Annotated in this window: 11 protein-coding genes, 1 pseudogene and 1 riboswitch; of the genes and pseudogenes, 9 read left to right on the top strand and 3 right to left on the bottom strand. The window is 74.7% G+C overall.

The genetic code is table 11. The annotated features are described in order from the left end of the window. Together V6V16_RS24775 and V6V16_RS24770 are read right to left on the bottom strand one after the other, a co-directional pair. Positions 1-312: pseudogene (locus tag V6V16_RS24775) on the bottom strand (hypothetical protein); the annotation flags it as partial. Positions 313-361: 49 nt separating this feature from the next. Next, a complete protein-coding gene (locus V6V16_RS24770) occupies positions 362-1,978 on the bottom strand; it encodes a serine/threonine-protein kinase (protein ID WP_334565746.1) in 1,617 nt (538 codons plus the stop codon). A 228-nt stretch (positions 1,979-2,206) separates the two neighbouring features. On the opposite strand from V6V16_RS24770, the gene V6V16_RS24765 reads away from it, so the two are divergent. The 5 genes from V6V16_RS24765 (at position 2,207) to V6V16_RS24745 (ending at position 7,489) form a co-directional block, all read left to right on the top strand. After that, positions 2,207-3,808, top strand: coding sequence for a sensor histidine kinase (locus V6V16_RS24765; RefSeq protein WP_334565745.1), 1,602 nt, complete (start codon positions 2,207-2,209; stop codon positions 3,806-3,808). 120 nt (positions 3,809-3,928) lie between these two features. Continuing rightward, positions 3,929-4,621, top strand: a complete 693-nt coding sequence (locus V6V16_RS24760) for an RraA family protein (protein WP_334565742.1) — start codon at positions 3,929-3,931, stop codon at positions 4,619-4,621. 70 nt (positions 4,622-4,691) lie between these two features. Continuing rightward, positions 4,692-4,803: riboswitch (SAM riboswitch) on the top strand. Positions 4,804-5,074: 271 nt separating this feature from the next. After that, positions 5,075-5,932, top strand: a complete 858-nt coding sequence (locus tag V6V16_RS24755) for an ABC transporter substrate-binding protein (RefSeq protein WP_334565739.1) — start codon at positions 5,075-5,077, stop codon at positions 5,930-5,932. A 40-nt stretch (positions 5,933-5,972) separates the two neighbouring features. Continuing rightward, positions 5,973-6,749 carry an amino acid ABC transporter permease gene (locus V6V16_RS24750; RefSeq protein WP_334565737.1) on the top strand — a complete coding sequence of 259 codons (777 nt, stop codon included), beginning with the start codon at positions 5,973-5,975 and terminating at the stop codon, positions 6,747-6,749. Positions 6,750-6,751: 2 nt separating this feature from the next. Further along, positions 6,752-7,489 carry an amino acid ABC transporter ATP-binding protein gene (locus V6V16_RS24745; RefSeq protein ID WP_334565751.1) on the top strand — a complete coding sequence of 246 codons (738 nt, stop codon included), beginning with the start codon at positions 6,752-6,754 and terminating at the stop codon, positions 7,487-7,489. On the opposite strand, the gene V6V16_RS24740 is transcribed toward V6V16_RS24745, so the two are convergent. Beyond that, the gene (locus V6V16_RS24740; protein WP_334565736.1) at positions 7,460-7,783 is read right to left on the bottom strand and encodes a hypothetical protein; all 324 of its coding nucleotides are present in this window, start codon (positions 7,781-7,783) and stop codon (positions 7,460-7,462) included. The two genes, V6V16_RS24745 and V6V16_RS24740, sit on opposite strands and share 30 nt — an antisense overlap. Positions 7,784-7,949: 166 nt before the next feature. Here V6V16_RS24740 and V6V16_RS24735 point away from each other — a divergent pair, with 166 nt between their 5' ends. From V6V16_RS24735 to dinB, 4 genes are all read left to right on the top strand, one after another. Beyond that, complete coding sequence (locus V6V16_RS24735) at positions 7,950-9,080, top strand: peptidoglycan recognition protein family protein (RefSeq protein ID WP_334565735.1); 1,131 nt, start codon at positions 7,950-7,952, stop codon at positions 9,078-9,080. A 91-nt stretch (positions 9,081-9,171) separates the two neighbouring features. After that, positions 9,172-10,392, top strand: coding sequence for a PP2C family protein-serine/threonine phosphatase (locus V6V16_RS24730; RefSeq protein ID WP_334565733.1), 1,221 nt, complete (start codon positions 9,172-9,174; stop codon positions 10,390-10,392). A 60-nt stretch (positions 10,393-10,452) separates the two neighbouring features. Beyond that, positions 10,453-12,030 carry an FMN-binding glutamate synthase family protein gene (locus V6V16_RS24725; RefSeq protein WP_334565732.1) on the top strand — a complete coding sequence of 526 codons (1,578 nt, stop codon included), beginning with the start codon at positions 10,453-10,455 and terminating at the stop codon, positions 12,028-12,030. Positions 12,031-12,336: 306 nt separating this feature from the next. Beyond that, complete coding sequence (gene dinB / locus V6V16_RS24720) at positions 12,337-13,524, top strand: DNA polymerase IV (protein ID WP_334565731.1); 1,188 nt, start codon at positions 12,337-12,339, stop codon at positions 13,522-13,524. Positions 13,525-13,629 lie beyond the last annotated feature (105 nt).

Genomic DNA, 13,629 nt, shown 5'->3' with positions numbered 1-13,629 from the left:
ACGACCCGACTTCCCCGCCGCCCCGCCCGGGGCGCTCCGCGGCGCCGCCGCCCCGCCCCGGCCGTGGCGCGGCGACGCCGGCCGGCCGGGCGTCAGTCGCGCCGTGGGCTCGCCGGCGGACAGGGGCACCGTCGGCTCCGCCACGACCAGCCGCGCCGTCGCGTCCCCCGCCACCAACGACACGGTCGCCTCACCGGCCGCCAGCGACACGGTCGGCTCCGCCGACGGGTGCGGGTCGCGCGCGCCCGGCGCGCCGGGCGCCGGCAGCCGGCGGGTGGGCAGCGCCTCGGTCGGGTCGTTCGGCTGGGTCACGGCGGCCCGCCCTCCGTCGTCGTCATCGGCATCATCGGGTTGTCCGGGCTCAGCCCGGGGTGCAGTAGGGGTGCAGCGTCAGGTAGACGGGCGTGCCCTCGGGCGAGGCGTTGCGGGCCTCGTCGACGGCGACGACCCGGACCGGGATCCGGGTGCTGCCCGTCGGCCGGGGCAGGTCACCCAGGACGCCCCGGAACAGGCCCCGGCCACCGGAGGCCATGGTCACCTCCGCGGTGCGACCTGCCAGCGTGTACCGGGCGACCACCCTCAGTCCTCCGGCCGCCGTGCGGTCGTCGGAGACGATCGCGGAGACGGTGCTGGACGTGGGTCCGTACGGGCAGCCCTCGGGATCCAGCTCGGTCGGGCTGGCGGTGACCCGGCCGACGGTGGGGGCGACGGTGTCCGGCGGCGGCGCGCTGGTGCTGCTCGGCGCCGACGGCGGGGCCGACGACGCCGGCGGCACGCCGGTGCCGGTGGGCTCGGTTGTCGGCGCGGCCGGCGCGGCGGACGGCGGCGCGGCGGGCGTCGCTCCGGCGGAGGGGGTGGGTGCCGCGACGGCCGGCGCGGACGGCTCACCGGTCAGGTCCGTGGCCGCCAGCGGCGGGGCCGTCGCGGCGGCGGGCGAGGGCTCGTCGCGCCCGGCGTAGCTCAGCCCGGCCCCGCCAACCAGCAGCACCGCGGCCAGCCCGCCGCCGACCAGCGCGGCGCGGGCCCGACCGGCGCGCGTCCACGCCCACCGGTCGGCCGTGGCGAAGGCGGTGCTGGCCAGGCTGGTGGCGCCGCCGGTGCCGTCCGGGAAGGGGAGCAGGGCGGCGAGCAGGGCCGCCCGCCGGGCCAGCGCGCGCAGGCCGTTCTCCTCCCACCGCCGCCCGTACGCCTCGGCGGCGACCTGCTCCAGCAGGGCGAGGAAGACCTGAGCCGGTTGCGGGCGCTCGGCGGGCCGCTTGGCCATGCCGTGTCGCAGCAGGTCGCGCACCGGCTCGGGGGCGGGGTCGGTGGGGATCGGCGCGTCGGCGTGCTGTCGCCGCAGGGTCGGCAGGTCCCGCCCGTCGTAGGGCGGTCGGCCGGTGAGGCACTCGTAGAAGGTCGCGGTGGCGGCGTAGATGTCGCAGGCCGGGCTGGCCGGCGCGCCCGTCCACTGCTCGGGCGCCATGTAGCGGGGGGTGCCGGTGACACTGATCCCGGAGCTGCCGCCCACCGGCATGGCGATGCCGAAGTCGGCCAGCTTGCTGGTGCCCTCGGCGGTGACGAGCACGTTCTCCGGCTTGTAGTCGCGGTGCACGACGCCCCGGGCGTGTGCCGTGCCGAGCCCGGCCAGCGACCCCTTGAGCACGCAGAGCGCCGACTCCGGGGTGGTGGCCCCGTGTGCGCGCAGCATCTGCCGCAACGACACGCCGTTGACCAGTTCCATGACGATCGCCGCGCCGGTGGGCGACTCGACGTACTCGTAGAGGCGCGAGACGTGCGGATCGTCGATCTCGGCCAGCAGCCGGGCCTCCGCGCGGAAGGCGGTGCGGAACGACGGGTCGTCGCCGATCCCGCCGGTGAGGTACTTGATCGCGACCGGGGTGCCGGTGGCGTCGTGCACGGCGAGGTCCACCCGGCCGGACGCGCCGGCACCGAGCTGCCGCACCGCCCGGTAGCCGGAGACCTGCCACCCGCTCACGCCCGCACCTCCCCCGTCGTGGGGGCGGTGGGACCGCCTCCGGTGGCCATTGTGGTCGCGACGGCCGCCGGGGCCATCGGCGCAACGGCTCTCCGCGGCCGCCGGACGTCCGGAGTCGGCGGGTCGGCTGGCGCGTGGTCGGTCACGGACACAGGACACTCGTACCACCCGCCGGCAAGCCGGCCGCGCGCGCACGGCCGGCCCGCCGCCTCGGCTAGGGTGCAGCTCGTGGGCAGTGAGGCGAGTTCCGGGACACCGCTCCGCCGGCAGATGACGACCCGTCGCTGGCTCACCGTCCTGTTGCTGACGATGACCGCCCTCGTCCTGCTCGGCGGTGGCGCCGGCGCCGCCGTGCTGCGGCACACCGCCGAGGTATCCGACCACCTCGCCGACCGGATCGCACCGGCCCGTACGGCGGTCGGGCAGCTCGACAGCGGCCTGCTCGCCCAGGCGGCGGCCGTGCGCGGCCATGTCGTCACCGGCGACGCGCGGTTCGTCGACTCCTACCGCCGAGGCGTCGAGGCCGAACGCGCGACGATGACGCGGCTGCGCGGCCTGCTCACCGGCGAAGCGGCGGCGCTGGGCCAACTCGACGAGGCGCAGCGGCTGGCCGACCGCTGGCGCGACCGGTTCGCCGAGCGCCTGGTCGGCGCCCGGCGGGCCGGCGCGACGCCGCAGGAGCTGGCGCCGCTGGTGACGGGGGACGCGGAGACCTTCGAGGCGGTACGCGCCGAGCTGACCGGGTTGGTCGGCCGCCTGGACCGGATCCGTGACGCCGGCCGCGGCGACCTCGACCGCGCCCGGGCGCTGCGGGACCTGACCTTCGTGTCGATCCTGGCGGCCCTGCTGCTCTGCGGGATCGTCGGCTCCGTGCTCGTACGCACGAGGGTGCTGCGGCCGCTGGACCGGCTGGGCGCCTCGGTGCGGCAGGTGGCCGGCGGCGACTTCCGGCACCGGCTGCGGCCGGACGGCCCGGCCGACATCGCCCGGCTCACCACCGACGTGGAGACCATGCGCCGCACGGTGGTGCAGGCGTGGGAGAGCAGTCAGCACGACCGCGACGCCCTGGAACAGCAGGCAGCCGAGCTGCGCCGCTCCAACGAGGACCTGGAGCAGTTCGCGTACGTGGCGTCACACGACCTGCAGGAGCCGCTGCGCAAGGTGGCGTCGTTCTGCCAGATGCTGGAGCGCCGCTACGCCGACCAGCTCGACGACCGGGCCCGGCAGTACATCGGCTTCGCCGTCGACGGGGCGAGCCGGATGCAGGAGCTGATCAATGACCTGCTCACCTTCTCCCGGATCGGCCGGGTCTACGCGGAGCAGCGGGAGGTCGACCTGGCCGAGGTGCTCGCGCAGGCGGAGGCGAACCTCTCCCGGGCGGTGGAGGAGGCCGGCGCGACCATCACCCACGACCCGCTGCCCACCGTGCGCGGCGAGCCGACCCTGCTGACCATGCTGTGGCAGAACCTGCTGGGCAACGCCGTCAAGTTCCGCAGCCCCGACCGGGCCCCGCTGGTACGGGTGACGGTCGCGGAGACGCCGGAGGGCTGGTCGTTCGCGGTCGAGGACAACGGCATCGGCATCGACCCCCGGTACGCCGAGAAGATCTTCGTCATCTTCCAGCGGCTGCATCCCCGGGGCGCCTACCCGGGCACCGGCATCGGCCTGGCGATCTGCAAGAAGGTCGTCGAGCACCACGGCGGGACGTTGAGCCTGGACGAGGCGTACCAGGGCGGGACGCGGTTCGTCTTCACGATGCCGCGCGTGCCGGCGGCGGTCGTACCCGGACAGTCGGGCGAGCCGGCGGCGGAGCAGAGGGTCCCGGTCTGAGGGAGCACGCGACGGCGTGCCGGGCGCGATGCCAGCGGGGCAGGATTGGACCTCGCCCCGGCACCGCCCGTGCTCCCTACGATGACGGCCCACGATCCGGGCACCGCCGGGAGGGACGTCATGCGGGAGCGCTTCGCCGACCTGTCCACGCCGCTGATCGCCGACGCCTGCGTAGGCCTCGGTGTGCCGCCGCGCGCGGCGCCGGCCGGGATCCGCGCGGTCGTCCCCGGTCACCGGATCGCGGGCCGGGTGCTGCCGGTGCGCCACCACGGCAGCGTCGACGTGTTCCTGGAGGCGTACGCGAACGCGGCCCCGGGCGACGTGCTCGTCATCGACAACGGCGGCCGCGGCGACGAGGCGTGCGTCGGCGAACTGGCGGTGCTGGAGGGCGTCGCGGCCGGGATCGCCGGGCTGCTGGTGTGGGGCCTGCACCGGGACACTCCCGAGCTGGTGGAGATCGGCCTGCCCGTGTTCAGCTACGGCGCCCTCCCCCTCGGGCCGACCCGGCTCGACCCAAGGGAGCCGGAAACGCTCACCAGCGCCCGGGTCGGGCCGCACCTGGTGGGTCCCGACGACCTCGTGGTCGCCGACGACGACGGCGCGCTCTTCCTCCCCGCCGGGCGCGCCGCGGAGCTGTTCGCCGCGGCGGAGCGCATCCGCGACGTCGAGCGGGTCCAGGCACGGCGGATCCGCGCCGGGGAGACGCTGCGCGAGCAGACCGGCTTCGCCGAGTACCTGGCCCACCGCGCCACCGACCCGGCCTACACCTTCCGCCGGCACCTGCGGCGGGTGGGCGGGGCGATCGAGGAGTGACCCGGGCCCGGGTGAGGGTCGTCATAGCGGCTGGACGGTTGCCGGGGACGGGCTGCTAGCCTCGTCGGCAGGTCATGAGCGCCAGCGTCAAGCCCCGGCTCGCTGGCCGGCAACCCTCGTCCGCGCAGGGGTGCCCCGGGTGAGGACCAGGCACCGGAGTGGTTCCGGTGCAAGCGCGGCCTGGTTCCCGGGTCGTCACCGACCGAGGAGAGCCATGTCCTTCCGCAGCCTCGCCCCACCGGCGGGCCCCGCCGTGGCCCCGACGGAGCCGGCCCTGACGCGGCGCCGCCACGTCGACACGATGCGGGTCTGCGCCACCTCCTGTCGCCCCGGCGACGCGCGCTAGGCGCGCCACCCCTTCTGCCACGACCCATCCCAGCGGTACGCCCACCGGGCGCACCGTCGGCGACGCACGCCCGTGCCCGCCACCGGAACACCTCATCGGAGACACCTGTGCGCATCCTTTCCTCCCTCACCCGGGCCGCCGCCCTCGGCGTCGCCGCCGTCCTCGCCGCCACCGCGCTGACCGGCTGCGGCGACGACGCCTCCGGCGCCTCGGCCGACAACCCGTACGGCCTGCTCCAGCCGGGCGTGCTGCGCGCCGGCACGCTCACCGACGCCCCGCCGAACGTCTACCTCAAGGACGGCAGGTTCACCGGCTTCGACAACGACCTGCTCACCGCGGTCGCCGCGAAGGTCGGCCTGAAGGTGGAGTTCGTCGGCACGGACTTCTCCGCCCTGCTCTCCCAGGTCAACAACCGCAAGTTCGACGTCGGCAGCTCCTCGATCACGATCACCGAGGCGCGGAGGAAGACCGTCGACTTCGGCAACGGCTACGACTTCGGCCACTTCGGACTCGACGTGCCGGCCGGCTCGTCGATCACCGGATTCGACCAGCTCGCCGGCAAGCGGGTCGTGGTCGTGCAGGGCACCGTCCAGGACGACTACGCCACCGGCGAGGGGCTCGACCCGGTCCGGGTGCCCGACTACAACGGCGCGATCAACCAGCTCAAGGCCGGCACCGCCGACGCCTGGATCGCCCCCGCCGAGATCGGCGACAAGTCGGCCGCCGACAGCGGCGGCAAGATCACCGTGGCGGCCAAGCTGCTCAGCCCTGCCCCCACGGCGTACGCGTTCGCCAAGGGCAACGACAAGCTGCGCGAGGCACTGGACAAGGGCCTCGACGAGGTGATCGCGGACGGCACGTGGAGCCGCCTGCAGGCCCAGTACTACCCGGGCCGCCCGATCCCGGCCGACTTCAAGCCGGGCAGCGGCACGGTTGCGGTGCCGTCGGCGTCGGCCACCTCCTGAGACGTACGGACGACGAGCGGGCGGGGCGGTGGGAGGAACGATGGATCCGTTGAGCACCCTGTGGGAGACCTTCTTCGACTGGGACTCCATGCGCGAGGCGCTGCCCGAGATGCTGACGGTGGGGCTGCCCAACACGCTGATCCTGGCGGTCTCCGCCGCCCTGCTCGGCTCGGTGCTGGGCATGGCACTGGCCGTCGCGGGCATCTCGCGTACCCGATGGCTGCGGTGGCCGGCGCGGGTCTACACCGACGTGTTCCGCGGCCTGCCCGCCGCGGCGACGATCCTGCTCATCGGCGTCGGCCTGGCGCCGCTGGGCATGCGGGTGTGGGGGCCCAACCCGTACCCCCTGGGCATCCTGGCGCTGTCGCTGATCGCGGCGGCCTACATCGGCGAGATCTTCCGCTCCGGCATCCAGTCGGTGGAGGCCGCGCAGCTGGAGGGGGCCCGGGCACTGGGCCTGTCCTGGGGTGAGGCGATGCGCCTGGTGATCGTCCCGCAGGGGATCCGCCGGGTGCTGCCCGCCTGGGTGAACCAGCTGATCGCGCTGATCAAGGACTCCAGCCTGGTCTACTTCCTCGGCCTGCTGGCCAGCCAGCGGGAGTTGTTCCGGATCGGGCAGGACTACGCGGCGAACACCGGCAACCAGTCGGCGCTGCTGCTGGCCGGGCTGTGCTACCTGACGCTGACGGTTCCGCTGACGCACGCCGTCAACTGGATCGACCGGCGGCTGCGGCACGGCCGGCAGGCCACCGCGCCCGGTGACGACGACGACCTCGACCTGGCGCTGCCGGGCGCGGCGGGAGGGAACCAGCGATGAGCATCGACACGACGGCACCGGTGAGCCTGCGCGTCCGCGACGTGCACCTGGCCTTCGGGGCGCACCGGGTGCTGCGCGGGGTGGACCTGGACGTGGCGCGCGGGGCGACGGCCTGCGTGATCGGGCCGTCCGGGTCGGGCAAGTCCACCCTGCTGCGCACGATCAACCGGCTGATCGAGCCCGACCGCGGCGACGTGCTGCTCGACGGGCGCAGCGTGCTCGGCGACGACCCGGACGCCCTGCGGCAGCGGATCGGCATGGTCTTCCAGCAGTTCAACCTCTTTCCGCACATGAGCGTGCTGCGCAACGTCACCCTCGCGCTGCGTCGCGTCCGCGGGCTCGGCGAGGACGAGGCGGTGGCCGTCGCCCGCGAGCACCTGGAGCTGGTGGGGCTGGCGGCCAAGGCCGACGCCCGCCCGGCGCACCTCTCCGGCGGGCAGCAGCAGCGGGTCGCGATCGCCCGCGCGCTGGCGTTGCGCCCGCAGGTGATGCTCTTCGACGAGGCGACCTCCGCCCTGGATCCGGAGCTGGTCAAGGGGGTGCTGGGGCTGATGGCCGAACTCTCGGCCGGCGGCATGACGATGGTGGTGGTCACCCACGAGATGGGCTTCGCCCGCGAGGTCGCCGACACCGTCGCCTTCATGGACCGCGGCGTGGTGCTGGAGGCCGGCGAGCCGGCCGCGATCTTCGAGCGGGCCGAGCACCCCCGGCTACGCCGGTTCCTCTCCCAGGTGCTCTAGCGCCGAGCCGGTCGGTGAACCGACCCGTCCGGTGCCGTAGGTCCCGTTCCCACGCGGCGGCAGGCTCCGCAGTTCCGCGGTGAGCTGTTCGAGGTACCCGGGCGGCCCGGCCTCGGCGAACCACAGCCAGAGTTCGGCGGCGTGGATCGGTGACCAGGCCCGGACCATGGCCGGGTCGGCTCCGCACCCTTCGACGAGGACGTCGAACGAGCGCGGGTCCTTCCGCTCGGCGCCCCAGGACGCCCGTGACAGTTCTCCGAGCGGGTCGCCGAGATGGGCCGCCTCCCAGTCCACGACCACCGTGATGTCGCCGCTCCCTGCCGCATCCCGCCATCCTGCCAGGCGCGGAAGGCTGGCGCGCCGGCGAGTCTTGGCAATATCCTCCACAGCACACGCGACGCCTGGAGTTCCTTTTCAGAGGCCCGCCCTGCCCCGCCCCGCCCGCCGCAGAGGAGATGCCGTGCACGTCGAGAGTTCCGCACTGGACCGCCGGACCCTGCTCCGGGCCGGCCTCGGCGCCGCCACGGTCGCGGTGGTCGGCAGCCAGCTCACCCTCCCGCTCGCCGCGCGGGCGGACCCCGGCGCCGACCTGGACTGGATCTACAGCTGCGACGAGTGGGGCGCGCGCCCGCCGAGGGACCCGCTGGCGGTCAGCGCCATCCCCACCAACAAGATCATCGTGCACCACATGGCGTTCCCGAACGTCACCGACCACTCCGAGGCACAGGCGGTCAAGCTGGCCCGCGACTGCCAGGACCTGCACATGGACGGCAACGGGTGGTCCGACACCGGCCAGCACTTCACGATCAGCCGCGGCGGGTACGTCATGGAGGGACGCCGGGGCAGCCTGGAGCGGCTGCGGGCCGGCGACCGGCAAATGATCTCGGCGCACTGCCCGGGCGAGAACGGCCGGGCCATCGGCATCGAGAACGAGGGCACGTACGTCACCGAGACGCCGCCGGAGGCCCTGCTGGACTCCCTGGTCACGCTCTGCGCGACCATCTGCCGGCGGTACGGGCTGCACGCCCACGACATCTTCGGCCACTGGGACTTCCGTACCACGCTCTGCCCCGGCGCCGCCTTCTACGGGCAGTTCCCCGCCCTGCGCCGCCGCGTCTTCGAGGCACTCGGCACCGACCTGGCCGACGTGCCGGCCCGCCGCTGGCCGGACCTGTGGCGCTTCGTCGGCTCGCCCAGCGTCCGGGTGGTGCAGTACCTGCTCGCCCACCGGGGCTACCCCGTGCCGGTCAACAGCGTCTTCGACGCCGCCACCGTCGCCGCGGTGCAGGACTGGCAACACCGCAACGGCATCCCGGTCGACGTCGACGCCACCCTCACCGCGCCCACCTGGGAGACCCTGGTGCCGGAGCTGGGCAAGGACGCCACCGGCCTCCCGGTGAGCGCCGTGCAGTTCCTGCTGAACTTCCGGGGACACGCCGGCGTCACCGTCACCGGCGAGTACGACCACGCGACCAGAACGGCCGTCAAGGACGTCCAGCGGCTGCACCACCTGCCCGCACACGGCAAGCTCGACCTGGACACGTGGTGCGCGCTGGTGGGCGGCGTCGTACGCCGGTCGTTGCGCCACTGACCACCGCCGCCGGCCCGCCGGGCGCCCGACGGGCCGGCGGGCCGGCGGAACGCGGCGTGGCCGGCCCGGCCCGTGGGACTAGGATCCTCACGTGGCCGACCGAGGGCAGATCCAGGACGACGAGCGGTTGCGCCGCATCGAGGCGGTGACCGACGCGACGCTGTCCCGCCTCGACGCGGCCGACCTCTTCGACGAACTCCTCGACCGCGTCCGGGACCTGCTCGACGTCGACACTGCGGCCATCCTCCTGCTGGACACGCACGCGCAGCAGCTCGTCGCCACCGCGGCCCGAGGGCTGGAGGAGGAGGTGCGGCAGGGCTTCCGCGTCTCCGTCGGCCGCGGCTTCGCCGGCCGGATCGCCCTGACCCGACAGCCGGTTGTCATCGAGGAGGTCACCGCCGGCGCCGTGGTCAACCCGATCCTGCTGGCGATGGGGCTCCGGTCGCTGCTCGGCGTGCCGATGCTGGTCCGGGGCGAGCTGATCGGCGTGCTGCACGTCGGCACGCTGCGCCCCCGCCGCTTCGACGCCGACGACGTCCGGCTGCTGGAACTGGTGGCCGACCGGGCCAGCCAGGCCAACCTCGCCCGGGCCCACAACCTCGACCACACCGCCGCGCTCGCCCTGCAACGCAGCCTGCTCCCCGCCCAGCTACCCGACGTGCCGGGCCTGGACATGGCCGCCCGGTACGTGCCCGGGCACGTCGCCGGCATCGGCGGCGACTGGTACGACGTGTTCACCCTGCCCTCCGGCTGGCTCGGCCTGGTCATCGGCGACGTGTCGGGCCATGGGCTCCAGTCTGCCGTGATCATGGGCCGGGTCCGCAGCGCGCTGCGTGCCTACGCGCTGGTCTGCGACGGCCCGGCGGAGGCGCTGACGCTTCTCGACCGGAAGATCGGCCACTTCGAGGCCGGGATCCTCACCACCGCGCTCTACGCCATGGTCTCCCCAGACCGGACCCGCGTCCGGCTCTCCACCGCCGGGCACCTGCCTCCCGTCCTCGCCGTGCCGGGCCTGCCGGGCACACCCGTGCCGGTCAGGGTCGATCCCCCGCTCGGCACGAGCCGCCGGCCACCGCGGCGGCAGCACACGGAGGTGGGCCTCCCGCCGGGCGCGGTGCTCGTCTGCTTCACCGACGGCCTCGTCGAGCGCCGCCGCGAGGTCATCGACGTCGGCCTCGCGAAACTCGCCGAGGCGGTCCGGCCCGCACCGGCCGAGGAGGTCTGCGACACCGTCATGCGGGCCGTCGGCGCCGAGCAGCCCACCGACGACATCGCCATGCTGGTGGTCCGCCGCCTCCCCACGCCGCCCTGATCCGGCCCGGCTCCCCCGTCCCCCGTTTGGCGCACGACCATCGCGGAAAGAGTGGCGGGCATGAGATGGGCAAGCCGAGCCGTACCCGCCGCCGCCGTCGCCGCCGTCGCGGCCCTCGCCGCGCGTGACCTGATCCAGCGCGACCACGCCCTGCTGCGCACCTTCCCGGTACTCGGCCGGGCCCGGTACCTGCTGGAGTCGATCGGGCCCGAGCTGCGTCAGTACATCGTCGCGGGCAACAACGAGGAACGGCCGTTCACCCGCGACCAGCGGCGCTGGGTGTACGCCTCGGCGAAGCAGCAGAACAACTACTTCGGCTTCGGCACCGACAACGACATCGAGTTCACCCCGGGATACCCGATCATCAAGCACCGCACGTTCGGCCGGGCCGTCCCGCCGTCGACGCCGGGTGCCGGGCACGACGTGCGGCTGCCGTGCGCGAAGGTGCTCGGCGCCGCCCGGGGTCGCGCCCGCGCGTTCCGGCCGGAGTCGGTGGTGAACATCTCGGCGATGAGCTTCGGGTCGCTCTCCGGCAACGCCGTGGAGGCGCTCAACCGGGGCGCGGCCCTGGCCGGCTGCCTGCAGAACACCGGCGAGGGCGGGCTCTCCCCGTACCACCGCAAGGGCGGTGAACTGGTGTTCCAGATCGGCACCGCGTACTTCGGCTGCCGCGACGAACAGGGCCGCTTCAGCCTGGAGCGGCTCAAGGAGCTGGTCGCCGCCGCGCCGGTACGGGCGCTGGAGATCAAGCTCAGCCAGGGCGCGAAGCCCAGCCTCGGGGGCCTGCTGCCGGCGGCCAAGGTTTCCGCGGAGATCGCCGCGACCCGCGGCATCCCGCAGGGGCGCGACTGCGTCAGCCCGTCCCGGCACGCCGAGTTCTCCGACTGCGACAGCCTGCTCGACTGGGTGGAGCTGCTCGCCGCCGAGACCGGCCTGCCGGTCGGCATCAAGTCCGCGGTCGGCGACCTGGGCTTCTGGGAGGAGCTGACCACCCTGATGCGCGACACCGGGCGCGGGGTGGACTTCGTCACCGTCGACGGCGGCGAGGGCGGCACGGGCGCCGCTCCGCTGATCTTCACCGACTCGGTGTCGCTGCCGTTCCAGCAGGGCTTCGCCCGGGTCTACAAGGTCTTCGCCGAGCGCGACCTGCACGAGCAGGTGGTCTTCGTCGGGGGCGGCAAGCTCGGCCTGCCCGACAACGCGGTGGTGGCCTTCGCGCTCGGCTGCGACATGGTCAACGTCGGCCGGGAGGCGATGCTGGCGATCGGCTGCATCCAGGCGCAGAAGTGCCACACCGACACCTGCCCGACCGGCGTCGCCACCCAGAACCAGTGGCTCGCCCGGGGCGTCGACCCGGCCTCGAAGTCGGTGCGCGCGGCCAACTACGTGCGGACGCTGCGCCGCGACCTGGTCAAGGTGGCCGAGGCGTGCGGCGTCGAGCACCCCGGCCTGATCGACACCGACGCGATCGAGATCCTCGACGGCCGTACCGCCTCACACCCGCTGCACGAGGTGTACGGCTACCGCCCCGAGTGGGGCCTGCCGTCCGCCGCCGACCGGGCGCGGATCGCCGAGCTGATGACGGCGGAGGCCCCGCGGGGTGGCACGGCCCCGCCCTCGGCGACCGCGATGTCCTGAGCCGCCGCCGGTCCGGTCGGCCCCGGCGCCGGGTCGGCGGACAGGGCGCTCGCCGAGCACGCGCGGAGGTGGCACCGCACCGGCGGCCCGGGTTGGGCTGACGACGCCGACAATGGCGCGCTCCGGGTGCGGTGCCCCCCTGTCGTGGTCCCGTGCTGCGGGTCGGTGGTCGGGCACGTGGTGTGCACCCGGGGCCGGGTCGCCGGCCAGCCGATCGCGCGGACCCGGCACGTCCGGGGATGCTCGTCCGGCGGCGTTCGGGCAGGTCAGTACCGCTGACGAGGGCCTCCATGCGAACATGTGTTCGTGTCGCGCGAGGCCAACATCCTGCACGCCGACCTGGACGCGTTCTACGCGTCGGTCGAGCAGCGCGACGACCCGCGCCTGCGCGGCCGGCCGGTGATCGTCGGCGGCGGCGTGGTCCTCGCGTGCAGCTACGAGGCGAAGGCCCGGGGCGTACGCAGCGCGATGGGCGGCCGGCAGGCCCGACGGCTCTGCCCCGAGGCGATCGTCGTGCCGCCGAGGATGGCGGCCTACACGGCGGCGAGCCGCGCCGTGTTCGAGGTCTTCCGGCGGACCACCCCGCTCGTCGAGGGGCTCTCCATCGACGAGGCGTTCCTCGACGTGGGCGGCCTGCGGCGGCTGGTGGGGCCGCCCGACGAGATCGCCGCCCGGCTGCGCCGGGAGGTACGCGGGCGGGTGGGCCTGCCGATCACCGTGGGCGTGGCGCGCACGAAGTTCCTCGCCAAGGTGGCCAGCGGCGTCGCCAAGCCGGACGGCCTGCTGGTCGTGCCGCCGGACGGGGAGCTGGCGTTCCTGCACCCGCTGCCCGTGGAGCGGCTCTGGGGAGTCGGGCCGGTCACCTCGGCGAAGCTGCGCGAGCGGGGCGTGCGTACCGTCGGGCAGGTCGCCCGCCTCGGCGAGGCGACGCTGGTCTCGCTGCTCGGCGCGGGCGCCGGTCGGCACCTGCACGCCCTCGCGCACAACCGCGACCCCCGGCCGGTGCAGGTCGGCCGCCGGCGCGGGTCGATGGGCGCGCAGCAGGCCCTGGCCGCCGTCGGGCACTCCCCCGCCGAGCTGGAGGCGGTCCTCGCCGGACTGGTCGACCGGGTGACCCGGCGGATGCGGGCGGCGACCCGGGCCGGCCGGACGGTGACGCTGCGGCTGCGCTTCGGCGACTACACCCGCGCGACCCGTTCCCACACGGTGGCCAAGGCGACCGCGGACACTGCCCCGCTGCTCGGTGCGGCGCGGTCGCTGCTGCGGGCCTCGCTGCCGGAGATCGAGCGGCGGGGCGTGACCCTGGTCGGCGTCTCGGTCGGCAACCTGGACGACTCGCCCGTGCAGCCGCCGCTGCCGTTCGACCGCGATCCGGGGGCGGAACTGGACGCGGCGGTGGACGCGGTGCGCGACCGGTTCGGGTCGGCGGCGCTCACCCGGGCCGTGCTGCTCGGCCGGGCCCCCGGCCTGGAGATGCCGCTGCTGCCGGACTGAACCGCCGTGACGTCGCCGGACGCCGGCGCCGATGTCCGCGTCCCATCCCGTCGACCCGCGAGCAGCCGGTGGACGAGCACTGAGTAGGCGTGCTCATTCCCCGCC

The organism is Micromonospora sp. CPCC 205561 (assembly GCF_036906775.1).
Taxonomy (GTDB): domain Bacteria; phylum Actinomycetota; class Actinomycetes; order Mycobacteriales; family Micromonosporaceae; genus Micromonospora.
Note: the sequence above shows the minus strand (reverse complement) of the source record. Positions and strands in the feature narration are given on the sequence as shown.

What these genes read in the sequence shown, in the direction of transcription:
- V6V16_RS24760 (WP_334565742.1), top strand. Translation starts at nt 3,929, where the DNA reads ATGCGGGAGCGCTTCGCCGACCTGTCCACGCCGCTGATCGCCGACGCC.
- V6V16_RS24725 (WP_334565732.1), top strand. Translation starts at nt 10,453, where the DNA reads ATGAGATGGGCAAGCCGAGCCGTACCCGCCGCCGCCGTCGCCGCCGTC.
- V6V16_RS24750 (WP_334565737.1), top strand. Translation starts at nt 5,973, where the DNA reads ATGGATCCGTTGAGCACCCTGTGGGAGACCTTCTTCGACTGGGACTCC.